Raw genomic sequence first — 20,963 nt, 5'->3', positions numbered from 1 at the left:
CCGGAAGTCAGCTCTCGCGGCTGTCCGAGAGGATGCGCAGCATCTCGCTGGTGAAGATCGAGCCGGTCAGCCGGCCGCCGGCGCCCGCCGCGTCGCCAGCCTGCGAGCCGCGCAGGAGCATGGCGATCAAGGCGTCCTGCTCGCGCTGACGGGACGTCTGCCGCATCGCGGCGTACTGGATGAACCCACCGTCGTCCGACGGTTGCGGCGCGGACGGGCGGTCCACGGCCGAGCCACGCCCGCCCGCCCGGGTGAGGTTGGCATAGACCTCCCCGACTGTGCGCGCCTGACCGTCGCGGTAGAAGATGCCGCGGTTCGCTCGCGCAGCCTCCGGAAACAGCGAAGCGGCGGACGCGCCCGGCTGGCTCTCCACCGCCTTGATCAGGCGCGCGGAGCCCTGCGGTCCCAGGAAATGGGCGGCGTAGAGTTCGCCGGCGGTAGCCTCACGACCGACCCGTCCCTTCAGATACGCGGCATGGTCGGCGGCCAGCTCGCCGGCCATCAGCGAGGCGGCATGCGGATCGAACCTCAGGTCCATCACCGCGCGTCGCGCGTCGCCGTCGGCGACACGATACCGGCCGTCCGATCCGCGAGTGATGAGTTCGGCGTAGCGGGCGTAGCCGTGCTTCGTGCCGTGCTGCTTCAGCGTGGAGAGCCAGGTCTGTTCGACGAACTGGAAGAGGCCCGCCGCCGACGAGGTGGACGCCTTCGCCCGGGGATCGAAGCTGCTCTCCCGTCCCGCCGTCTTCATGAGGAATCCGAAGTCCACCCCCGTCGCCTGCGAGGCGCGCTGGATGGCCGATTCGACGATGCCCCGGATTCCCTGAACGGACATATGAGCAGAGGTCGCCGATCATGGTTAATGCGCGGCTAACCTTGCCGGAGATTGGGCCGATAGAGGCGACGACTCCGCCATATTACCGCTGTAATTATTCATTGGACTACATGCGTAATCCGATCAGGAGCGCATTATGGCCCCCCGCCAGTCCATACCCTCCGGCGTCGCCACCCCAACCCGACGCACATCGCGCACAACGAGCCTGGTCGTCGCCGGCTCGCTGGGCGCCCATGCGCTGGTCGCCGCCTATCTGGCGATGATGCAGTTCGCACCGCCCGAACCACTCGCCACGGAGGAGCCGCCTCCGGTGATCGTCACGATCGATCGGCCGCAACCCAGGCCGCCGCCGCCGCTCCAGCCGGACCCGCCGCGGGCACTCTCGCCGCGTCCGCCTGTGATCGCCAGCGCCCCCATTCCCGTCCCGCCGATCCCCTTGGCGCCCGTCGTCGAACCGGTGCTCACGCCTGGTCCCGTGGCGATCCCGCCTCCCACCCCGCCGTCCCTGCCCGCGCCCGACCCGGTCATCCGCAATCCCACCTGGCTCAAGCGCCCAAGCGGTGCGGAAATGGCGCGGTTCTATCCGGACCGCGCCGCCCGGCTGGAGATCGAGGGACGAGCGGTCATCACCTGCGAGGTCACCCACTCCGGCGCCGTCGACGCCTGTCGTATCGTTTCAGAAACGCCGGACGACGCCGGCTTCGGCGCCGCGGCGCTCAAGCTGGCGCGGTATTTCCGTGTGAGCCCTCAAACGGTGGACGGCCGGCCTGTGGGCGGCGCTCAGGTCTCCATCCCGATCGTCTTTCGCCTGCCGAAGTAAGGGACCTCCGCGTTCCCCGGGCCTGCCGGATCAGTAGCTCTTCGGCAGGCCCAGTACGCGCTCGGAGATGTAGTTCAGGATCATTTCGCGGCTGACTGGGGCGATGCGGGCGATCATCGCCTCGCGAAAGTAGCGCTCGACGTCGAACTCCTTGGCGTAACCCATGCCGCCGTGCGCCAGCACCGCCGCCTCGCAGGCGCGGAAGCCAGCCTCGCCGCCCAGGTACTTGGCCGCGTTGGCCTCGGCGCCGCACTCGCGGCCGGCGTCGAACAGGGCTGCGGCCTTGAAGGCCATGAGATTCGCCGCTTCCAGTTCGGCCCAGGCCCTGGCGAGCGGATGCGCCACCCCCTGGTTCTGTCCGATGGGCCGGCCGAAGACGACACGATCCTTTGCATAGCCCGCGGCCCGCCCCAGCGCCGCGCGCCCCAGGCCCACGGCCTCGGCGCCGATCAGCACTCGTTCGGGGTTCAGGCCTTCCAGCAGATAGTAGAAGCCCCGGCCTTCCTCGCCCACGAGGTCCTCGGCCGGCACGTGCAGGTCGTCGATGAAGACAGCATTCGATTCAACGGCTTTCCGTCCCATCTTCGGGATCGGCGTGGCAGTGACCCGGGCGCGGTCGAAATCGGTGTAGAACAGGCTCAGACCCTCGGTCGGGCGTCGGGCCTCCGCCTTCGGTGTCGTCCGGGCGATGATCAGCATCTTGGTGGCGCGCTGGGCGTTGGTCGTCCACATTTTCCGGCCGCGGATCACATAGCCGTCGTTGGTCCGCACAGCGCGCGTCGATAAGCTCGTGGTGTCCAACCCCGCGTCCGGTTCGGTCACGGCGAAGCAGGTGCGATCCTCGCCGGCGATGATCCGCGGGATGGCCCGCCGGCGTTGCGCCTCGCTGCCGAACTTCACGACTGGCATCAGGCCGAAGATGTTGAGGTGCATGGCGCTGGCGCCCGAGAAACCCGCCCCGCTCTCGGCTACGGCCTGCATGACGATCGCCGCCTCTGTCAGACCCAGACCTGCGCCCCCGAGTTCCGCGGGCATGGCCACGCCCAGCCAGCCGGCCTCGGCCATGGCTGCGACGAAGGCCTCCGGAAACTGGCCGCTCTCGTCCACCTGCCGCCAGTAGGCCGCGTCAAAGCCCTCGCAGAGGCGTGTCACCGCATCGCGGATCGCCTGTTGCTCGTCGCTCAGCCAGAAGCCGTTCATGCCATCCCTCAGCTAAACCGCGCCGGGTCCAATCGCGCCGCATAGGGGCCGGGATCGCGCTCCATCACTCGGGCCGCGATCACCTGGGCCACCAGAGGCGCCAACAGCCAGCCGTTGCGTCGCGCGCCGGTCGCCAGCATCACGCCCGGTGTCGCGCCAGGACCTACCATAGGCAGTCCGTCCGGGGTCGCCGCCCGAACACCAGTCGAGACCTGGTGCGGCCGCCCCGCCAGATCCGGGAACAGGCGCAGGCCGGCGGCCAGCAGAGGCGCGGCCCTCGCCTCCTCGATCACCGCGTCAGTCCGGCCCGGCTCCATGGTGGCGCCGAAGATCATATCCTCTCCCGGCGCCGCATAAGCCCCCTCGCCGCGAACTACGGTTCCCACCGCGGGCCCCGCCACGCGCACGATGTGACCCTTGATCGGCGAAAGGGTCGCGATTTCCGGCGCGACCACCACCAGCTCATCCGAGGCGCCGGTGGCCACCACGAGGACGTCGGCGTCGTCCCGCCCCGTCACGGTTCGGGACAGAAAGGCGACACCGGCCGTTGCCGCCGCCGCGCGTAGCGCCTCCAGCGCCGCAAACGCCTCGACACGCCAGTCCTCCCGCGTGAGAACCGCCGCGCGGAACCTCTCGCCGAGCCCAGGCGCCAGCGCGCGGGCTGTCCGGCCGCCGATCTCCGTCGGGCGCTCGTTCAGGCCAGCGAACCCTTGCGCCACCTGTCCGAGCCAAGCGTCGCCGCCCACGGCCAGCGCCCCGCTGCGGTCCAGGGCGATTCCCGCCCGATCGGCCAGCGCCGGCCATAGGTCGCGGGCGGCCAGCAGTAGGTCGAAATGATCCCGCGCGGCCGGGTCCAGCACGGCTTCGAAGACCGGCGCGATCATCCCGGCCGCCACGCCCGAAGCGTTTGGACCGCCGGGGTCCGCCAACGTCACGGCGCAACCGGCGTCCGCCAGGGCCAGGGCGGTCGTCAGCCCCAGCACGCCGGCTCCGGCCACGGTGACTCGGGGGCGGATCGTCATGCCCCTAACGACCTTCTGGCCGTGCGAAAATCAAGATCGGAACCCCGCCGCCCGGCACGGGTTGATCGGGCGTCCTGAAGGAACGCCGCGATGACAAGCCACGACAGCCCGCCTGCGATCAGATCGGAGACGACGGATCGCGCTCCGGTCGCACTCGCTGGCCGGGTCCGCTGACGACGCCGTGGCCGAAGCGCTGGATCCAGCTGTCCCTGACGATGTCGAACGACTGGCGCGTGAGGTCCTCGCGGCGGCCTGTCGCCGGGACCTTCGCCTGGCGACGGCCGAGAGCTGCACCGGGGGGCTGCTGGCCTCGCTACTGACAGACATCCCGGGCCTGTCCCACGTCTTCGACAGCGGCTTCGTCACCTACTCGGACGCCGCCAAGATCGCGATGTTGGATGTGCCCGAGACCTTGATCGCAACCCATGGCGCCGTCTCAGAGGCGGTGGCGGTCGCCATGGCCGAGGGTGCGCTCGCCCGATCCGGGGCCCATCTGGCCGTGGCCGTCACCGGCTACGCCGACAAGGGGCCAGGTCCGGCAGGCCTGGTCCATTTCGCATGCACGTTTCGCGACGCCCCGGCGCGACATCGGAAGGAATGCTTCGGAGCCGTGGGCCGAGCCGAGGTCAGACTCGCTGCGATGCGGGTGGGCCTGCGCCTCATGCGCGACTCCCTGGAGACACTCTCGCGCGCGCCTTGACGGCGAGACGCCAAGCCTTGGCTCCCCACCCAGGGTCCACGGTGTTTCCGGCGTGACGCAATAGCGTAATGGACATGCGCGTCGGGCGAGATAGAACTTGCGGTATGTTCTCGGGGGAGACGTCTTTGGTCCGCGATTTCGTGGTTTGGCTGGCGTCTCTGGGGAAAGGGCCGGGCGAATACGACCCTTCCTGGAGCGAGATGCTGGCCAGCACCCTCAACGTGTGGAGCCTGCTGGAAGGCACCCATGTGCTTTCGCTGATGCTGTTCGCAGGTACGATCTTCCTGGTCGATTTCCGACTGCTCGGGATCGGCTTCCGCAACACGCCCGTCTCCGTGATCAGCGAGCGGGTGTTGCCGCTTACTGTGGCGGGCTTCATCCTGATGGTGTTGACGGGCGTCGCTTTGTTCTACGCCAAACCATTGGTTTATTATCATAATCTCTGGTTTCGCCTGAAGCTGATATTCTTGGCGATCGCCGCTGTGAATATCTTCGTGTTCCACCTCAGGGTGCAGCGCGACCGCGCCGCCTGGGATACTGCGGTCAAGCCCCCGGCCAAGGCCCGGATCTCGGCCCTGGTCTCGATCACAGCCTGGATCGCCGTCATCACCTTTGGCCGCTTCATCGCCTACGACTGGTACGAGTGCGGGAAGCCCCTTCCCCACTGGGCCAATGTGGCTCAGGCGTGCGCGACGTCGGAATACGGAGCGGTGGACCTGTCGGAGGCGACCCGATGATCGCGCCTCAGGATTTCCTTCCGCAGATCGCCGACTGGGTGGCCAATCTCGACGACGTCTTTCCCGGATCTTGGGTCAAACCCTACTTCGCCCAGTGGGAGGTTGTTCACCTGCTGTCGCTGGCGTTGATCGGGGGGACCACCTTGCTTCTGAATCTGCGCCTGATCGGTTTCGGCCTGAACGACGAGCCACCTTCCGCGGTCCGCCGCGCCGTCCTTCCGTGGCTGAACCTCGGCGTCGCCGGCATCCTGGTCACCGGCGTACTGATCGGCACATCGAACCCCGAGCGACTCTACACCTCGGAAGCCTTCACGGCGAAGATGCTGGGTCTGGCCGCCGCGCTGATCCTGACCTACGGCGTCAGCCTGCCGGCCGCCCGGGCAGAAGGCCGGCTGAGCCGTGGGGCAGGTCTGTGGGCCGCTCTGGGCCTTGCCGTGTTTGGCGTCAGCCTGAGCGTCTTCGCTGTGGCCAACCTGGTCAATCCCGGCCTCTGGCACCTCGTCATCGCCGCTGCGTTGCTGGTGCTGTTCGTCACCCGGGGACGCATGCGGATCGCGTATCTGCTGGGCCTCCTGGGCCTGATGACGACGCAAGTCGCGATCCACCATGTGATCTATCGTCCGGACGACTACGCGAACCTCGATCCGGCCAACAAGGCCATGATCGGGATGTACCTGGCCTGGATCCTGGCCGCCGCCGCGATACAGATCGTCCGGGACGGAAGCGCCTCGGGTCGAAGCGTTGCAGTGAAGGCGCTTGCCTATGCCGGCATCCTCGTCTGGGTCGTCACCGCCGCCGCAGGCCGCTGGATCGCCTTCGCCTGAGACGTTCGACCAAGGTAGGGCGATGGATGCCGAAAAGGCGTGAAAGGCCCGCTCCGGAACGCTAAATCAGGGCCCGCGCCCGCCGTCATGCCAGCGGCCGCCGCCCCCCAGGGAGATGCGCTCGCCTATGCCTCAGGACGTTAATGCGGCCCGTTGAACTCGCCCTGCAAGTGCTCGAACGCGTCGCCGAGGACCAGCCCATCGGCGCCAGCGAACTGGCCCGGCGGATGCAATTGCCCAAGGCGACGGTCCACCGCCTTCTCATCGTGCTGGAACAATGCGGATGGCTGGAGCGAGACGGCGACGGGCGGGCCCAGTGGAGCGTCACCCTGAAACCCGTGGCCGTGGCCGGCCGCGCTATCGAACGCAAAAGCGGTCTGCGTATGGCCGCCCTTCCCGTGATCGACGAGTTGCGCCGAACGACCGAGGAAACCGTGCATCTGGGAGTTCTGGAAGGTGACAGTGTGGTGCTCATGGAGCGGTTTGACGGTGCAAAGTCGGTCAATCGCTTCCTGCCGATCGGGACCCATTGGCATCTTCACTGGTCCAGCGCCGGGCGCGCGATGCTGGCCAACTTCCCGCCCGAAAGGCAGGCCGCCTACCTGGCCCGGCCGCTGCTCAAACGCCGCTCGACGGAGCCGCTGGCCCCAGGGGAACTCGCGGCCGAACTCGACGTCGTGAAGGCTCAGGGATACGCCATAACCATCGGCGGCGGCGAAGCGCGCAGCAGCAGCGTCGGCGCCGCGATCTTCGACAAGCAGGGCTTCCCCTTCGCGGGGCTTTCGATCACCGGCGCCGTGGACCGGTTGACACAGGAGAAGCTCGAGGCTCTGGCGCCACAGGTGGCCGCAGCGGCGCACCGCATCTCCATGGGCATGAGTTTGGCCTGAATCGGCCCGAAATCAGGCCTTGGCGAGGGATGCGGGACGCCGCCGACGGCGTCCCGCTCAGCCGTCAGTAACGGTAGGTCAGGTCCAGCCCAAAGGTCCGGGGTTCGTTGTAGACGTTGTAGTTCACGAGGTTCGCGCCGGTGCCCTGCAGGATATTGTGGAAGACGTTGTATTCCACGTTGGTGATGTTCTTCATCCACGCCGAGATGGCCCAGGTTCCAGGCGTCGCGCCCATCTCCATCTCGCCCAGCGTCACCCGCGCGTTCAGCATGGTGAAGGCCTGCGACTTGCGCGCGACCCCCTCCGTCGGAAAGCTGCCGCTGGAGTGGTTGGCGTCCAGCCGCACAGCGAACTCCCCGAAGTCGAGGGGCTTCGTGTAGTCCACGGAGAGCGAGGCCGCGTGGCGGGGTGTCAGCCCACTGCTGGAGCGGACCAGGACACCGGAAAATGGGTTGATCAGGTCGGGATAGTCACCGTCGGTGAACGAGTAGTTGGCGTTGAACCGCAGCCCGCGGACAGGCGCCACCGTCAGATCGATCTCAACGCCCCGGATCTTCGCCGGCGCACCCACATTGACCGTCTCGGTCGCGGACGGGTTGGCCGGGTCCTGGAACGTCGCCTGCCGGTTTCGATAGCTCGACCTGTAGGCCGCCACGTTCAGTCGAGCGCGCCTGTCCCAGAACTCGGACTTCAGCCCCAGTTCCCAGGCTTCCAGTTCCTCTTCCTCGAAGGGCCGGAACGTGGCCGAGCGTGAATTGGCTCCGCCGGCGCGGTACGCCACGCCCCAGCGGACATAGGTGTTCACCGCCTCGGTCCAGTCGAATGCAACGGTGGCGGCGGGGTCGACGCGCGAGGACGAGAACTCATAACGCAGCGGTGAGGGCACGCCGCGGATGGATGTCATCCGGCCATGCTTCTCATCGTCGGTGTAGCGGAGCCCGAACGTAAGGTGCAGCCGATCGTCCATGACCGGCGGCGTCCATGTCGCCTGGCCGAACAACGCCTTGGACTGGACATGGTTGTCGCTGGCTCGGTCGGGTCTGGCCCCCCCGATCGGTTCGGGCAGAACCGTGTAGTCCGTGCCCGTCGCATTGAACCGCAACGTACGAGCAGTCCAGGCGCTCTCGGTCGCGTCTTCCTCGAAATAGAACGCGCCGACCACGTAATTCAGGCGCTCGTGCGTGCCGATGACCTGAAATTCCTGGCTGAACTGATCCTGACCGATATCGGCCAGACTGATCCGGCCGAAGAGCCCGTTCGGGGTGAAGGCGAAAAACAGGCCGGCGTTGGCGTCGTACTGCGATTGCGACAGCTTGCGGTACGACGTGATCGAGCGGAGCGTCAGGGCGTTGGAGGCGTTCCAGGTCACGTTCAGACTGTGGCCGCTGATCTTGGCCACACTGGGCTCCAGCGGCGCGCCGATCCGGGACTGACGTACGCGGCTGGGCTCCAGTCCGAACATCGGCGCGAGGGCCGGTGCTCCGGGCAATAGCGAGATGAACTGGCCATAGCCGCCCGTCGATTTGTCCCGGGACGTGTCGTAGGAATATAGGGCGGTCAGCCCGTCCAGCGGCTCCCACAGCGCGGCTGCGCGCAGGCCCCGCCGGTCGTACTGGTTCCAGTCCCAGGCGCCGGGCAGGTCGTTGTTCACCCAGCCGTCCCGCTTCGAGAGCAGGCCGTCCAGTTTGATGCTCACGCCGGCCATCTCAGGCAGGTTCAGGTTGGTGGCGACGTTCCAGCCATCCAGATTGCGGATCCCCACTTTCTGGGTCAGGCCGAATTCGCCCGTCGGACGCTTGGTGATGATGTTGAGCGCACCGCCGATGGTGTTGCGACCGAACAGGGTGCCCTGCGGCCCGCGCAGCACCTCAACCCGCTCGATCTCGAACAACTCGGTCCCCAGACCCTGGACCCGGCCCATGTAGACGCCGTCGGTATAGATGCCGATGCTGGTCTCACGGCTGATCTGGGTTGAATCCCCGGTGCTGACGCCGCGCATGGCGATCGACACCGCCGACGCACGCCCGAAGAAAGGAATGATCCGGATCGACGGCACCGAGCCCTCGACCAGATCCTTTACGCTCGCGACTCCGCGATCCGCCAGTTCGGCGCCGCCCACCACTGACACCGCGATCGGCGTCTGCTGGAGCGAGGTCTCTCGCTTCTCGGCCGTGACCACGATCTCCTCAAGGTGGGTGTCCGTCTGCGCGTAGGCCCAACCCGGCGCCACGAGAACCGAGCTCAGCAACAGGCCCCTAAGTCCCATCTTCATTCTCTTCCCCTCCTGACAAGCGATTGCGTTTCGCATCATTTTGCGAGACATCGTCTCATCTAGCGGTACATCTATCATTGAAGCGGGATGGTCAACAGCTCATGAGGAGTCGTCGCCGCACCGCCTCGGAAGCCGGGAAGGAAGATCGAAATGCGTGGACGGAGATGGATGGCGGCGGGATGCGCGGGGTTGATGCTTGGCGCAGGCGGACAGGCGATCTCGGCGGAGACACCGCGAGCGGGCGTTCCAGCAGGCTATCTGGCGCAAAGCGACCTGCCGGACGGACTGGTGCTTCTTCCGCCGCCGCCCGCCGCCGGTTCGCCGGCAGCCGCCGCCGACGAGGCTTACTTCCGTGATACCCGAACCCTACAAGGCGGCCCGCGGTGGTCACAGGCGCTGGCCGACAATGCGATCCTCGAACCGGGCGCATTCCGGAGTTGGTCTTGCGCCGCCGGCGTCGCGCTGAGCAACGAAGGGACGCCCGTCACGGTACGACTGCTCACGCGTATCGCGGTCGACGCCGGGCTAGGCACCTACCCGGCCAAGGCCCATTACGACCGGCCGCGGCCCTTCATGGTCACCGAACTGCCGACGTGCACGAACCCAGAGCCGCTGCGGGGCAATGGCTCCTATCCTTCCGGCCATTCGGCCGTTGGCTGGGCTTGGGCGCTGGTGCTGGCGCAACTGCGGCCGGACCGCGCCACCGAGATTCTCACGCGCGGACGCGAGTTCGGCGACAGTCGCGCCATCTGCGGGGTCCACTATATGACCGACGTGGAATCCGGCCGCACCTTCGGCGCAGGCGTCGTGGCGCGGCTGCAGGCCAGCCCGGAGTTCCAGCAGGATCTGACTCGCGCCAGGATGGAACTGGCCGGCTTGGAGACCATCGCGCCGGCGGCATGCCTGGGGGGCTGAGCGGCTTCGACTGACAGGTACGCGCGATTTCAGGCGGCGGGGTGCAGGCTGCCCCACCCTTGGTGCCACTCGGGCTCGCCAGCGTAGCGCTGGGCCAGGAAATCCACGAAGGCGCGCACCTTCGCCGCCAGATGCCGCGCATGGGGATAGACCGCATGGACGTGGATGAGTTCGGGCTCGTGGCCGCATAGGACCGGGACCAGCCGGCCCGAACGCAGGTCTTCTGCCGCCGCGAAGGCGGGTGTTCGGACGATCCCGAACCCCGCCACCGCAGCCTCGACGCAGGCCTCTGCCCCATTAAAGCGCAGCCTGCCCTGTACGCGCACATCGCGCACCTGGGCGCCCGCCCCGAACCGCCAGACCGTGGGATCACGTCCATTTGTATCGAGGATCGCTTCGTGCCCGCCCAGATCCTCCAGCGCCATCGGCGTGCCTGCCGCAGCGAGATAATCCGGCGAGGCGCAGGTCACCAGCCGCACGGCCGCCAGCTTCCGCGCGACCAGGGAACTGTCGGTCAGGTGGCCGATCCGCACAGCGACATCGAATCCCTCCTCCACAAGATTGACCATCCTGTCCGAGAAACTCACATCTAGTGAGACGGCTAGGCAGCTTCGGGCGAAGTCGATCAATGCCGGTGTGAGCTGGTTGCGCCCGAACGAGACCGGAGCGGAGACCTTCAGATTCCCGCTGGGGCCGCTCTGATCGCGCACTGATGTCTCAAGCGCGTCGAAACGTTCCAGCATGTCTCGCGCGCGCTCCAGATAGGCCTGGCCGGTGTCGGTGAGCGACACGTCGCGCGTGGTGCGATTGAGCAGCCGCGCCCCAAGGCGGTTTTCCAGCCGCGCCACCAGCTTCGAGACCTGAGCGCCAGATACGTCCAGCCGGCGCGCGCCCTGGGTGAAGCTCCGCGCGTCGGCAACGGCCGCGAAGGCCCTGATCTCGTCCACACGGTCCATCAGATTGCTTCCTCTTCGGAGATACTGTCCTTCATTCAGCTATGATTATCAACAAGGGGGTTGTGGAACATCTTCCTGACATCGCGCCGCAGGAGGACGTTCAGGACCGAACCATGCCGCAACTCAGAACGACCGGACACCTCACCCCCTACGCCCTCACGGCCCTTCGGATGATGACCGGCGTACTCTTCCTCTGCCACGGCCTGGTGAAGCTGACCGGCTTTCCGGAAGGCGCCCAGCCGGGCGTTCAGCCGCTGGCAAGCCTGCTCGGCATCAGCGCCGTCATCGAGATCACGACGGGCGCGCTCGTAGCGCCCGGCCTCCTCACGCGTCCGGCCGCCTTCATCGCCTCGGGCATGATGGCCGTGGCCTATTTCCTCTTTCACGCCCCGACGAGCTTCTATCCCGTGCTCAATGGCGGCGAACCCGCGATCCTGTTCAGCTTCATCTTCCTGCTGTTGAGCGCATCCGGCCCGGGCGCGTTCGCCGTCGACAGCCTCGCCGCCAGTCCGACCCTGCGCCGAGTGGCGGCCTGATCCTTCCAATCACCCTCTTTCGCAAAGGAATTAAGCCCATGTCTCAAGCCCGCACCGTCGCCGTTGTCGTTGGTTCAATCCGAAAGGACTCGGTCAACCGCAAGGTCGCCCAGGCCCTCGCCGCACTGGCTCCCAACCTGAAGTTCGAGTTCGTGGAGATCGGCGCCCTGCCCCACTTCGACCAGGATCTCGAATCCTCTCCCCCTGCCGAATGGGTGACGTTCCGCGAGCAGATCGCTGCGGCGGACGCCGTCCTGTTCGTCACACCTGAGTACAACCGCTCGATCCCCGGCGTGCTCAAGAACGCGATCGACGTGGGCTCGCGGCCCTACGGCCAAAGCGTCTGGAACGGCAAGCCCGGCGCGGTGATCAGCGTCTCCCCCGGAGCGATCGGCGGGTTCGGCGCTAACCACCACCTGCGCCAATCACTGGTGTTCCTCAACGTGCCGCTGCTGAGCCAGGAGGCCTACATCGGCGGCGCCTACGCTCTGTTCTCCGACACCGGCGAACTGATCAACGACAGCACCGCCGACTTCCTGCGCGCCTATGGCCAAGCGTTTTCGGCCTGGATCGAGAAGATCCTCGCTGAAACGCCGGCGAAGACCGCCTGACGCCCACGCCCCCAAAGTCCCAGGTGACGTCATGACCTCGCCCCCGAAATCTTCCCCGTCGAAGACGCTCCCCACCATCTTTCTCCCTCACGGGGCGGGCCCCTGCTTCTTCATGGAGTGGACGCGAGGCCCGGCGGACACCTGGGACCGGACGGCCGCCTATCTGCGCGGCCTCATCGCCAGTCTTCCGGAACGGCCCCGTGCGATTCTCGTGGTCTCGGGCCACTGGGAAACGCCGGCGTTCACCGTGGCCAGCGGATCGCGGCCGGCGCTGGAGTTCGACTACTATGGCTTTCCGCCCCATACATATGAGCTGAGCTTCGACGCACCGGGAGCCCCGGAGTTGGCGCATCGAATTCGTGACCTGCTCGCGACCGCCGGCCTGCCGGTCGCCGAGGATGCGGGTCATGCCTGGGACCACGGCGTCTTCATCCCCCTGAAGCTGGTGACACCAGACGCCCAAATCCCCGTGGTTCAGCTCTCGCTGCGGGACGACCTTGATCCCGCGGCCCACCTCGCCGCCGGGCGGGCGCTCCGCCCACTGCGGAACGACGGCGTCTTGATCGTGGGATCGGGCATGAGTTGGCACAACATGCGCGGCTTCTCACCGGCCTTCACCCGGCGCTCGGCCGATTTCGACCGCTGGCTCGAAGCCGCGGTCACCGACACAGCGGGTCGGGAGACCACCCTGGTTGCCTGGGAGACGGCGCCGCACGCCCGCGAGGCTCACCCACGCGAAGAACACCTCCTGCCCCTGATGGTGGCCGCTGGCGCCGCGCACGGCGAACCCGCCAACGTCGCCTTCCGGGACACGGTCATGGACGTGGTCGTCTCGGCTGTGGAGTTCGGTCGGCCCCTGAACGCTCAGTCCCACTCTGTGGGGGATTCGAGGTAGCCGAGAGCCCACATCGTCGAGAATCTCGCGCTCTTGGATCCACCAGCAAAGTCTGGACGATGGAGCGCCAGCATCTCGGCCCGTCGCCGTCCTCTCCCATCGGGCGAGCATCTGGCGCGGCATCGCACTTAGCGGCGATGGGCGCGAATCTCATCCTCCAGGGCATGCTCGGCGTCGTGCGTCTCGACCGCCAACCGGCGAGCTGCGTCGCAGGCGACGATCTGCGCGCCCCGTGCCGCGTAGCCCACCTCAAGGTCGGCCAGTGTCGGAGCGGCGGGAAGGCGGTGCAGGTCGCACGGTCGTCGCGCCTGCGGCGGCATCTCCAGCCGAGGCGCAGCCGGCAAGTTCTGGGGCCCACTCGCACAAGCGGCTGTCGTGAGCATGCAGGCGGCGGCTGCGATCGGGATCCAGTGGCGCAAGAGCGTCCTCCGAGGTTTGAGCATTGCGGACGACATCGATCAGCGAACCCGCCGCTGCGGCGGCGACGTCCGCCGCGGCGGCGGCGCGCGTGGCGCTGTCCCGCTCGCCGCGTTTTTCCAGGGCGGCGACGGCAGCTTGACTCCGGGCCGCGGCCGCCTTCGGGCGTTCACGCGCCGCCCCGTCGAGCCGCCCCTTCCAGTAGAGGCCGAGCGTGATGGCCAGGATCAGACCCGTGATCGCCAGCCCGATTGTCATGCGTATCGGCAAGCGTGGGATCATGCGCGCAGCCCCAGGATGTAGCCACCGCCAGGCCGCTTCGTAAGGATCTGGCCACGCAGCCGCGGATCGAAGCTGACGTGGACCCAGTTCCCCTCCTCGATGAGTTGATCGAAGGCGAGGTCCGAGGCCGCGATGGCGCGACACACCGCCAGGGACGAGCCGAAGCCATAGCAGTTGAAGTCGACGGCCTGGCCTTGGAGATGGGCGGAGCGCGGCGCCCCGCCGACAGCTCGGTTCAGGGCGGGGCTGCGGTATCCGCTGCTGACGGTGACCGGGTGATCGCCCAGGATCGCGCGAACGCGTTCCATCTGCTCCGCGGTCCGCCGCAGGTTCGCTACGACGTCAGGCGGCGGCGTATTGTCGATCCCACGGTGGAGCGTCGTCGACAGTTCTTCCAGCGCGAAGTGCGCCGTGAGGCGTGTGGTCATGTTCGATTCCTGATGGGAAGGTCAGTCGCGCGGCCCGCGCGCGGCGGCGGCCAGCTTGGCCCAGTCGGTGACCGTGGCGCCGGCAAGATACAGCGTCGCCATGACGACATTGGCGGCGATCAGCGCCAGCCCCAGCCACTTCAGCGCGCCGGGGTCGTCCAGTTTCCAGACGATGGCGCCCACACCGGCGCTGTTCATGAGGGTCGCGGCGTAGGTGTAGATTCGCCGCCAAAGCCAGCGAACCTCAATGGGCGGCGTCATGGATCGCCTCCACCACAGGACGCTCGCGCGCCGTCTCCAGACGCTCGACGCGGGTGAGCCCGGCGCTCCAGAGCTGCGCCAGCGCCCAGGCCAGCAGCGCCGCCGCCACACCCCAGGCGCGCCCCTTCAGCGCCTCGACGGCGCTGAGGGTGGACGCCGCGGTGGATCGGATCTCTGAAAGACGCTCCTCGCATCTCGCCTCGTGGTCGCTCAGCCGCTGTTCCAGCGCGGCCAGCCGCTCGGATGAGGTCGCCATACAAACCTCCCCGCCTACGTGCCGGCCGTCTGGCCTGGTAGTGAGCGGGTGAGTTCAGCGTTCACGCCCACGCTCTTCGTCTTCTCCGTCCCAGTCTCGCTCCCGACCTTCTGCTCCCCAGTAAACAGCCCGATCGGCAGTCCGCTGAGCATGGCCACGATCTGCTGCACGCTCGTCACCGGCGCCGCCAGCCGCTCCTGCTCGACCGCTCGCAGCGTCGCGCCCAGATCCGCCTGCGCCCCGACGTTGGCGCGACGGTTGGCGTCGGCGGCGAGCATCTGCTGCTGGGCCTGCAGACCCAGGCCGGTCTTCTGCGCCCAGTCCTGGAGGGCCGCCTGGGTGTTGGAGATCCGCGCCTGGGTCGCTCGGTCCGCGTCGCCCGCCGCCGCGCCCAGGGCCTGCTCGAACGCCCGCGACCGCAGACCCGAAAGCGCCGTCGCGCGCCCGCGCGCCAGTTCACCCTCGGTCATGCTGTGGGTGATGGCGGCGCCCGAGCCCCCGAAGGCGCCCGAACCGGCAAGGTCCAGCGCCTGCTGCGCCCGTACGCGGCCGGCGTTGGCGTCGTAGTCCGCGGCCGTCGCGTCCACCACCTGGTTCAGATAGGGGTTCAGATACTGATCGACGTAGTTGTAGGCCTTGCCGCCCGAGGCGAACGGGGTGTTCGCGGTCATGTAGGGCGGATCGACCACTGCCCCAGCGACGCCGCGCTCTGCGCGGCCTGCCGCTGGAGAGGGTCGATCCCCGCGACGAAGCTATAGGGATCGTGTCCGAACAGATCGCCGATCCGGCCGGCGGCCGTCTGGGTGACGCCCGTGGCCCACTCCGGAACGATGGGGGTAGTGGTCGATTGCGAGTTCCGGGTCGAGGTCGAAGTGGTCTTCGACGCCGAACCGCCGATCTTAAAGCTCATCTTGAAGTTCCTTTGCGATGAGACGCGCCAGCGGCGCGTATCCGTGGGATTTCAGGGTCCGCTCCCACCCGGGCCGTCCGGCGATCAGGACGCGACGGCATCCGGCCGCCTTCGCCCACCGTTCGGCCGCTGGCCGCAGGCGGCTCACCAGTTCGTCGAGATCCCCGGCCGCCAACCAGATCATCAGCCGTTGGTCGCGCGGGTCGTTCTCCACCGCGGTGACCATCCAGGCGGCTTCGCCCTCCCAAAGCTGCGCCTCTCCGGCCGCGATCATGGCGCGCACGTCGTCCAGGGTGTGCGTTCCTCCGGCGTGATCGAGAGCGGCCTGCAGAGCCGGCGCGGCGCGGAGCCAGGACTCCGGACTCACAGCAGGCCCGCAGGCGCGGTGTCGAACGTGGGACGTCCTATCCGCGCGCCGGTCGGCGCGCTTGATCCCGAGAATTTCACGCGGAACAGGCGGCCGCTGAGCAGCAGGTCTGTTCTGGGATCTCCGACGCCCATCTGCGCGCCCGCGGTGATCGGCGTCTCGTCCTGCGGGTGCAGCCGCGCGGTCACGTCTACGCGGACCGGTCCTGCCTGACTCCGGAAGTCCGGCCATAGCCCACGGACAAGGGAGACCCGCTCCGGGTCGAGATAGATCTCCGCGGACTCCACGTGCCAGTCGAAGGGTTGGCCATCGGCCGAACGCCCCTTCTCGTGCAGGAATACCGCCCCGTCAAAGGTCGTCGCGATAGGATAGGCCGACGGCCCGGCATCGACGAAAGCCGTACGCGCCATGATTCCACGATGCCAGGCGCCGGCGTCGGGGCCCGCCACCGCGACGGCGAGGTAGCGGCTGTTCTCATAGCCGTCGCGCCGGTCGGGATAATCGAACCGGACCTCAGAGAATTCCGCGTTCGACGAGGCAAAGACCTTGTCCCCCTGGCTGGCCGCCAGCTCCTCGGCGAAGTCCCTGCGGATGGGACAGATGATCGGGTCAGGCTGCCCCCCGAGCGCGTAGCGATAGAATTGCCGGTCGGGCGAAACCCAGTATGCTGTCTGCCCCACGATCACCGCGGCATTCGGCCCAATCAGCCCGCAGTTGCGCCCCACGCGTTCAAAGCGCCACGGCTGGTTCAACGCGCCGACGAATGTCCCCAGGAACAGCGCATCGCCCGTCCACACCAGCAGCGCAGGTCCGCACATCCGGCCCGCCACGATGCGCCCGCCTCCGGTCAGGACGTACTCTCGCGCGGTCGAGCCGCTCTCCGACGTGCTCCACTGGGTGTTGTTGCGAATGGACGAGTGCCGGATGCAGAGCGGGTTGAAAGCGCCCGAGACCTCCTCATTGCAGCCCAGCGCGAACACCTGATAGCCGCCGCCCAGCGGCGCCACGACCATGTGGGTGACGTTCGCCGGCGCGTTGGCCAGAGGCGCAGCCGCCGTCGCCGTGTCGTTCGTCCAGGCGAAGATCGTCTGCCCCCGCGGGCTCGCCAGCAGATGCTGGCCCCAGGCTGCGAAGGACCACGTCAGCGGGAAATAATCGTCCGCCGACGCCAAACCGTAGCCGCCGACTCCATAGCCTCCCGTGCCATAGCCCGCCGACCCCGCGCCATCGACGGCGCCGGGCGAGAAGTCGGTCTCGGGCGTGACGTCGAAGAGCTCTCCGCCGCGCCACACCTGGAGGTGGTCGTGGGTCCCGAAGGCCACATCGAGTACGCCCGCGTTGTCGGTCCACGGAAAGATCGACCGACAGACTCCCGACAACGGCTCCGCCGTGAGCCGCTCCCATCCGCCGATGGTCTCGGCTCGTCCCAGGCGGAAGCGGACATTCGAGCCGTCGGCCCAGCGGCCGGCGGCCGCATAGGCGGTATCATCCCCGTGCAGGCCGGCCGGGGGATCCAGTGGCGCCTTCATGCCAGTCTCATCCTTGTTGGTTTGCTCGGCTTGTGTCGAAAGCCCCGAGGCCTCATTCATCCGCCGCCGCCGGAACCCGCCCGCCGCCAGGGCGGCAGCGACAGATCAGGAATGCCCGTGACCGACACCCTTGCCGCCCAGGCCGTTCTCCGCGCCGAACCCGACGCCTACGACATGGCCAAGGCCCAATTGATGGGCCGGCAGGCCGCGGGGTATGGCTTTCTGCGCGCCGCCGTCCAGGCGCGCGAGGGACGCCCGATCCACGGCTTCACGCCCTCCCGGACGTCGGCCGATCGCTTTGCGGACATCGTCCGAGGTATCGATCCCACCGCGACGGCGGACTGGGTCCACTCGGACCATCTCCACCGGTTCGCCGAGTTGGGCATGCTCTACATCGCCGACGCCACGGTCGCGAAACACGCCCGCCTGCGCCTTCGGGTCGGCCCGGCCGCCTTCTCCATCTGTGGCGTCACACACACGACGGCCAGCATCGACTCCATGGACCAGATCACCGGCGCTCTGCGCGAAGCCGTGATGCCGTGGGACGCTCTGATCTGCACGTCCAGCGCTGTGGTCGAGACCGTCCGCCGGGTTCAGGAGGCCGAAGCCGAGCACCTGCGGTGGCGGTTCGGCGAACATGTCCGCCCCCAAGGACCACAACTTCCCCTGATCCCGCTCGGCGTCCACTGCGACGACTTCGCGTTCGCCCAGCCCGCCAGGACGGCCGCCCGGGCGGCGCTGGGCCTGGCCGACGACGAGGTGGCGGGCCTTTTTGTCGGACGCTTGGCGTTCCACGCAAAAGCCCACCCGATGCCGATCCTACGAGGCTTCCAACTCGCCGCCGAACAGACCGGCCAACGGATGGCCGTCATCTTCTGCGGCTGGTTCGCACACGGAGGTGTCGAGGCCGCCTACCGGACCGGCGCCGAGCAGTTCGCGCCCGACGTTCGCGTGATCTTCGTCGATGGCCGGAACGCCACGTCCCGAGACCAGGCCTGGGCGGCGGCCGACCTCTTCGCGTCGCCGTCCGACAGCATCCAGGAGACCTTCGGCCTCACCCCCATCGAGGCGATGGCGGCCGGTCTTCCCGTCGTGGCCTCGGACTGGGACGGCTACAAAGACACCGTCCGCGACGGCGTCGATGGCTTCCGCGTGCGAACCTGGGCGCCAGGCGCGGGCATGGGTCAGGCGCTGGCGCGGGCTTATGAAACCGGCGCGGCCAACTACGATCAGTATTGCTGGCTCGCCGGCGCCTCCACCGCAGTCGACATTTCGGGGTATGCACGCGCGATCGCCACCCTGGCGGCGAATCCCGACCTGCGCCGCAGAATGGGTGAAGTGGGACGCCGTCGGACCCGCGAACTGTTCGACTGGCCCGTCGTCTATCGGCAGTACCAGGAGTTGTGGGCCGATCTGAACGCCCGACGCGCCGCCGCCGTCGCCGACCCGGCCACGGCGCAGTGGCTCAAGGCCGCGCCCAAAGCCTCCGCCGCCCGGTTGGACCCCTTCTACGCTTTCGGGCACTACCCTACGGCCGTCATCGGCTCCACGACACGTCTGGCCGCCACGCCAGGCGCCACGACCGGCGATGTAAGGGCCCTTCTGGCCCATCCGCTCTTCGGCTCGCTCGCCCCTCCTCTCGACCTCTACGAACGCCTGTTCATCCGCGTGGCCGATGGCGACATCACCGTCGGCGACGCCGCCCGACACCTTTCGGTCGGCCTCCCCACTCTCGCCCGCTGCGCGGCGACGCTGGTCAAGGCCGGGGTAGTAGGGATCGCAGAGACGTCGGCATAGGCGCTGGCCGAGGCCACAACGGCCATCGGCGTCAGCCGCAGTGACGGAGACCCTGAAGACTCTGATCCGGAAGGCCGATCTGAATCTGCATAGAGCAGAGCGGAGGCATGGTATGACCTTGCCTGATCCCTCCACACGCTCAGGGAGGCGCTTCGACGCAAGCTTGGAACTACTTTGGCTACTCGTGGGGCTGGTGGTGACGGAAATCGCAGACGACTATGGAGAGCTGCAGCCTCAACAGGGGCGGCAATAGAGTGACACCCTCGCGAGCCCAATCGCTCCGACATGAAGGAAATTCGGTTCACGGCCGCAGATGGCGAATGGCTATGTTCCGTAGGATACGCAGCGCTTATGCCACTGCTAGGTTTTCGAGATGAGTCCTTGGCACGACATTCGGCTTGGCTACGATCTGCTCGTTAGGGGCGAGTTCAACGACGGCTTTCGCCTGCTAGATCGGTGGCGAGAGCTTCCCGAGCGGTCATCCTCCCGCGCACCCGCCTTGCCGCTTCGCCGCTGGAAAGGGGGCCCCGTTCCAGAGGGGCGTCTGCTTGTCTGGGGCGAGGAAGGCTATGGCGATCAGATCATGTACGCCCGCTTCGGGCGTCTAGCGCCCGTTCCCGATGGCGTCCTTTGGATGTCTCCACCTCCGTTGGTCCGGTTGTTCCGCGAGTGCGGCGGCTTCGAAGTCTCCGCAACAGATCAGCCGGTGCGGCTCGACAACATCGCGTCGTATTGTCCGTCGTCCGCACTCCCGCTGGCCTTCGATCTCTCCGCGGGCATCCCGAATTTACCCTACTTCACACCGCCCCCCGCAAAGGACCTGGGCGCTAGGATCGGCGTGGTCACAAGCGGCAACCCTAAACACGCCAACGACACCCGTCGGAGTCTTGATCCCGCGAGCGCCGCTCGTCTCATGTCTCTACGCGGCGCCATCAGCCTGCAGCCGTGGGATACCGGGGCGCAGGATTTCTACGAAACGGCCCAAATCATCGCCGGCCTTCAGCTTGTGATTTCGGTTGACACAGCCATCGCTCATCTGGCCGGTGCCATGGGGTGCCCAGTGTGGATTCTCGTGACGCACCATCCAGATTGGCGGTGGGGGAGTGATGGTGAGACTTCCCTTTGGTACCCTAGCGCTAGACTATTCCGACAACGAGAAGCTGACACTTGGCATCACGCGTTGGACGAAGTTGAGGCCGCGCTTGAATTAGCTATTGCACCCTATTGATTACGACGAGTCCATCAGAGCCGTATGCAATAGTCGCATTTCCCGTCGCGGCACCGGGTGAGGAACCTCGATTTCCCGAAGCACCACCACCTTCATAGATATTGTAACTACTCGTGTAGCTTGGTGCGGCGATCGCACTCGCCGTACCAGCAACGCCATTAATGTTGACATTGCCGCTGACGTGACCCCCGTTTCTCATCCAGTCGTAACGAGAGTCCTGGGTTGATCTGAGCCGTGCTCGGCGGGGGTTGCAAGAGGCCGGCGCGCGGAGACAT

24 protein-coding genes are annotated in these 20,963 nt (G+C 67.3%); 11 read left to right on the top strand and 13 right to left on the bottom strand.

All coding sequences use genetic code 11. The features are described 5' to 3' along the window. Positions 1-7 precede the first annotated feature (7 nt). Positions 8-835 (bottom strand): transglycosylase SLT domain-containing protein, encoded by an 828-nt coding sequence (locus ABS78_RS20180; protein WP_293383731.1) that lies wholly within the window; start codon positions 833-835, stop codon positions 8-10. 136 nt (positions 836-971) lie between these two features. On the opposite strand from ABS78_RS20180, the gene ABS78_RS20175 reads away from it, so the two are divergent. Further along, a complete protein-coding gene (locus tag ABS78_RS20175) occupies positions 972-1,655 on the top strand; it encodes an energy transducer TonB (protein ID WP_293383728.1) in 684 nt (227 codons plus the stop codon). Positions 1,656-1,685: 30 nt separating this feature from the next. Here the strand turns inward: ABS78_RS20175 and ABS78_RS20170 are convergent, their stop codons facing one another. After that, positions 1,686-2,855 carry an acyl-CoA dehydrogenase family protein gene (locus ABS78_RS20170; protein ID WP_293383725.1) on the bottom strand — a complete coding sequence of 390 codons (1,170 nt, stop codon included), beginning with the start codon at positions 2,853-2,855 and terminating at the stop codon, positions 1,686-1,688. 8 nt (positions 2,856-2,863) lie between these two features. After that, positions 2,864-3,877, bottom strand: a complete 1,014-nt coding sequence (locus ABS78_RS20165; RefSeq protein WP_293383722.1) for an FAD-dependent oxidoreductase — start codon at positions 3,875-3,877, stop codon at positions 2,864-2,866. A gap of 181 nt (positions 3,878-4,058) precedes the next feature. Between ABS78_RS20165 and ABS78_RS20160 the strand changes: the two genes are divergently transcribed. The 4 genes from ABS78_RS20160 to ABS78_RS20145 all read left to right on the top strand — a co-directional run bounded on the left by ABS78_RS20160 (position 4,059) and on the right by ABS78_RS20145 (position 7,028). Next, on the top strand, positions 4,059-4,577 hold the full coding sequence (locus ABS78_RS20160; RefSeq protein WP_293383719.1) for a CinA family protein: 519 nt from the start codon (positions 4,059-4,061) through the stop codon (positions 4,575-4,577). Between the two features lie 125 nt (positions 4,578-4,702). Continuing rightward, positions 4,703-5,314 carry a DUF6644 family protein gene (locus ABS78_RS20155; RefSeq protein WP_293383716.1) on the top strand — a complete coding sequence of 204 codons (612 nt, stop codon included), beginning with the start codon at positions 4,703-4,705 and terminating at the stop codon, positions 5,312-5,314. Continuing rightward, positions 5,311-6,138, top strand: a complete 828-nt coding sequence (locus tag ABS78_RS20150; protein ID WP_293383713.1) for a DUF6644 family protein — start codon at positions 5,311-5,313, stop codon at positions 6,136-6,138. Before ABS78_RS20155 ends, ABS78_RS20150 begins: the two co-directional genes overlap by 4 nt. A gap of 143 nt (positions 6,139-6,281) precedes the next feature. Then, on the top strand, positions 6,282-7,028 hold the full coding sequence (locus ABS78_RS20145; RefSeq protein WP_293383710.1) for an IclR family transcriptional regulator: 747 nt from the start codon (positions 6,282-6,284) through the stop codon (positions 7,026-7,028). Between the two features lie 64 nt (positions 7,029-7,092). Here the strand turns inward: ABS78_RS20145 and ABS78_RS20140 are convergent, their stop codons facing one another. After that, the gene (locus tag ABS78_RS20140; RefSeq protein WP_293383707.1) at positions 7,093-9,300 is read right to left on the bottom strand and encodes a TonB-dependent receptor; all 2,208 of its coding nucleotides are present in this window, start codon (positions 9,298-9,300) and stop codon (positions 7,093-7,095) included. A 192-nt stretch (positions 9,301-9,492) separates the two neighbouring features. Between ABS78_RS20140 and ABS78_RS20135 the strand changes: the two genes are divergently transcribed. Continuing rightward, positions 9,493-10,215 carry a phosphatase PAP2 family protein gene (locus tag ABS78_RS20135; protein ID WP_293383704.1) on the top strand — a complete coding sequence of 241 codons (723 nt, stop codon included), beginning with the start codon at positions 9,493-9,495 and terminating at the stop codon, positions 10,213-10,215. A 29-nt stretch (positions 10,216-10,244) separates the two neighbouring features. On the opposite strand, the gene ABS78_RS20130 is transcribed toward ABS78_RS20135, so the two are convergent. Then, positions 10,245-11,171, bottom strand: a complete 927-nt coding sequence (locus ABS78_RS20130) for a LysR family transcriptional regulator (RefSeq protein WP_293383701.1) — start codon at positions 11,169-11,171, stop codon at positions 10,245-10,247. 113 nt (positions 11,172-11,284) lie between these two features. Between ABS78_RS20130 and ABS78_RS20125 the strand changes: the two genes are divergently transcribed. From ABS78_RS20125 to ABS78_RS20115, 3 genes are read left to right on the top strand one after another with little or no spacing between them, the layout of a single operon-like run. After that, entirely contained in the window at positions 11,285-11,707 is a 423-nt protein-coding gene (locus ABS78_RS20125) for a DoxX family protein (protein ID WP_293383698.1), read from the top strand. Positions 11,708-11,745: 38 nt separating this feature from the next. Continuing rightward, positions 11,746-12,318, top strand: a complete 573-nt coding sequence (locus tag ABS78_RS20120) for an NAD(P)H-dependent oxidoreductase (RefSeq protein ID WP_293383695.1) — start codon at positions 11,746-11,748, stop codon at positions 12,316-12,318. A 31-nt stretch (positions 12,319-12,349) separates the two neighbouring features. After that, entirely contained in the window at positions 12,350-13,213 is an 864-nt protein-coding gene (locus ABS78_RS20115; RefSeq protein WP_293383692.1) for a class III extradiol ring-cleavage dioxygenase, read from the top strand. A gap of 249 nt (positions 13,214-13,462) precedes the next feature. Here the strand turns inward: ABS78_RS20115 and ABS78_RS20110 are convergent, their stop codons facing one another. From ABS78_RS20110 to ABS78_RS20075, 8 genes are read right to left on the bottom strand one after another with little or no spacing between them, the layout of a single operon-like run. After that, positions 13,463-13,912, bottom strand: coding sequence for a hypothetical protein (locus ABS78_RS20110; RefSeq protein WP_293383689.1), 450 nt, complete (start codon positions 13,910-13,912; stop codon positions 13,463-13,465). Then, positions 13,909-14,340 (bottom strand): D-Ala-D-Ala carboxypeptidase family metallohydrolase, encoded by a 432-nt coding sequence (locus ABS78_RS20105; RefSeq protein WP_293383686.1) that lies wholly within the window; start codon positions 14,338-14,340, stop codon positions 13,909-13,911. The genes ABS78_RS20110 and ABS78_RS20105 overlap by 4 nt, the downstream gene beginning before the upstream one ends. Positions 14,341-14,361: 21 nt before the next feature. Beyond that, complete coding sequence (locus ABS78_RS20100) at positions 14,362-14,601, bottom strand: hypothetical protein (RefSeq protein WP_293383683.1); 240 nt, start codon at positions 14,599-14,601, stop codon at positions 14,362-14,364. Further along, on the bottom strand, positions 14,585-14,857 hold the full coding sequence (locus tag ABS78_RS20095) for a hypothetical protein (RefSeq protein ID WP_293383680.1): 273 nt from the start codon (positions 14,855-14,857) through the stop codon (positions 14,585-14,587). The genes ABS78_RS20100 and ABS78_RS20095 overlap by 17 nt, the downstream gene beginning before the upstream one ends. Positions 14,858-14,871: 14 nt before the next feature. Beyond that, positions 14,872-15,528 carry a hypothetical protein gene (locus tag ABS78_RS20090; RefSeq protein WP_293383677.1) on the bottom strand — a complete coding sequence of 219 codons (657 nt, stop codon included), beginning with the start codon at positions 15,526-15,528 and terminating at the stop codon, positions 14,872-14,874. After that, entirely contained in the window at positions 15,525-15,767 is a 243-nt protein-coding gene (locus ABS78_RS20085; protein WP_293383674.1) for a hypothetical protein, read from the bottom strand. Before ABS78_RS20085 ends, ABS78_RS20090 begins: the two co-directional genes overlap by 4 nt. Next, entirely contained in the window at positions 15,757-16,134 is a 378-nt protein-coding gene (locus ABS78_RS20080) for a hypothetical protein (protein WP_293383671.1), read from the bottom strand. The genes ABS78_RS20085 and ABS78_RS20080 overlap by 11 nt, the downstream gene beginning before the upstream one ends. Then, on the bottom strand, positions 16,131-17,663 hold the full coding sequence (locus tag ABS78_RS20075) for a hypothetical protein (protein ID WP_293383668.1): 1,533 nt from the start codon (positions 17,661-17,663) through the stop codon (positions 16,131-16,133). Before ABS78_RS20075 ends, ABS78_RS20080 begins: the two co-directional genes overlap by 4 nt. A gap of 117 nt (positions 17,664-17,780) precedes the next feature. Here ABS78_RS20075 and ABS78_RS20070 point away from each other — a divergent pair, with 117 nt between their 5' ends. Continuing rightward, positions 17,781-19,460 carry a glycosyltransferase family 4 protein gene (locus ABS78_RS20070; RefSeq protein WP_293383665.1) on the top strand — a complete coding sequence of 560 codons (1,680 nt, stop codon included), beginning with the start codon at positions 17,781-17,783 and terminating at the stop codon, positions 19,458-19,460. Positions 19,461-19,833: 373 nt separating this feature from the next. Then, on the top strand, positions 19,834-20,688 hold the full coding sequence (locus ABS78_RS23950; protein WP_363083666.1) for a glycosyltransferase family 9 protein: 855 nt from the start codon (positions 19,834-19,836) through the stop codon (positions 20,686-20,688). Positions 20,689-20,963: the final 275 nt, after the last annotated feature.

The sequence above is a fragment of the Phenylobacterium sp. SCN 70-31 genome (assembly GCF_001724605.1).
Taxonomy (GTDB): domain Bacteria; phylum Pseudomonadota; class Alphaproteobacteria; order Caulobacterales; family Caulobacteraceae; genus Phenylobacterium.
The sequence above is the reverse complement of the archived record's forward strand: the minus strand, read 5'-3'. Positions and strand labels throughout refer to the sequence as shown.

Coding starts and splice junctions, on each gene's coding strand:
- ABS78_RS20110 (WP_293383689.1), bottom strand. CDS start 13,912: ATGATCCCACGCTTGCCGATACGCATGACAATCGGGCTGGCGATCACG.
- ABS78_RS20150 (WP_293383713.1), top strand. CDS start 5,311: ATGATCGCGCCTCAGGATTTCCTTCCGCAGATCGCCGACTGGGTGGCC.
- ABS78_RS20090 (WP_293383677.1), bottom strand. CDS start 15,528: ATGACCGCGAACACCCCGTTCGCCTCGGGCGGCAAGGCCTACAACTAC.
- ABS78_RS20170 (WP_293383725.1), bottom strand. CDS start 2,855: ATGAACGGCTTCTGGCTGAGCGACGAGCAACAGGCGATCCGCGATGCG.
- ABS78_RS20120 (WP_293383695.1), top strand. CDS start 11,746: ATGTCTCAAGCCCGCACCGTCGCCGTTGTCGTTGGTTCAATCCGAAAG.
- ABS78_RS20135 (WP_293383704.1), top strand. CDS start 9,493: ATGCTTGGCGCAGGCGGACAGGCGATCTCGGCGGAGACACCGCGAGCG.
- ABS78_RS20105 (WP_293383686.1), bottom strand. CDS start 14,340: ATGACCACACGCCTCACGGCGCACTTCGCGCTGGAAGAACTGTCGACG.
- ABS78_RS20165 (WP_293383722.1), bottom strand. CDS start 3,877: ATGACGATCCGCCCCCGAGTCACCGTGGCCGGAGCCGGCGTGCTGGGG.
- ABS78_RS20095 (WP_293383680.1), bottom strand. CDS start 14,857: ATGGCGACCTCATCCGAGCGGCTGGCCGCGCTGGAACAGCGGCTGAGC.
- ABS78_RS20140 (WP_293383707.1), bottom strand. CDS start 9,300: ATGAAGATGGGACTTAGGGGCCTGTTGCTGAGCTCGGTTCTCGTGGCG.
- ABS78_RS20130 (WP_293383701.1), bottom strand. CDS start 11,171: ATGGACCGTGTGGACGAGATCAGGGCCTTCGCGGCCGTTGCCGACGCG.
- ABS78_RS23950 (WP_363083666.1), top strand. CDS start 19,834: ATGAGTCCTTGGCACGACATTCGGCTTGGCTACGATCTGCTCGTTAGG.
- ABS78_RS20175 (WP_293383728.1), top strand. CDS start 972: ATGGCCCCCCGCCAGTCCATACCCTCCGGCGTCGCCACCCCAACCCGA.
- ABS78_RS20075 (WP_293383668.1), bottom strand. CDS start 17,663: ATGAAGGCGCCACTGGATCCCCCGGCCGGCCTGCACGGGGATGATACC.
- ABS78_RS20145 (WP_293383710.1), top strand. CDS start 6,282: ATGCGGCCCGTTGAACTCGCCCTGCAAGTGCTCGAACGCGTCGCCGAG.
- ABS78_RS20125 (WP_293383698.1), top strand. CDS start 11,285: ATGCCGCAACTCAGAACGACCGGACACCTCACCCCCTACGCCCTCACG.
- ABS78_RS20180 (WP_293383731.1), bottom strand. CDS start 835: ATGTCCGTTCAGGGAATCCGGGGCATCGTCGAATCGGCCATCCAGCGC.
- ABS78_RS20085 (WP_293383674.1), bottom strand. CDS start 15,767: ATGAGCTTTAAGATCGGCGGTTCGGCGTCGAAGACCACTTCGACCTCG.
- ABS78_RS20100 (WP_293383683.1), bottom strand. CDS start 14,601: ATGACGCCGCCCATTGAGGTTCGCTGGCTTTGGCGGCGAATCTACACC.
- ABS78_RS20115 (WP_293383692.1), top strand. CDS start 12,350: ATGACCTCGCCCCCGAAATCTTCCCCGTCGAAGACGCTCCCCACCATC.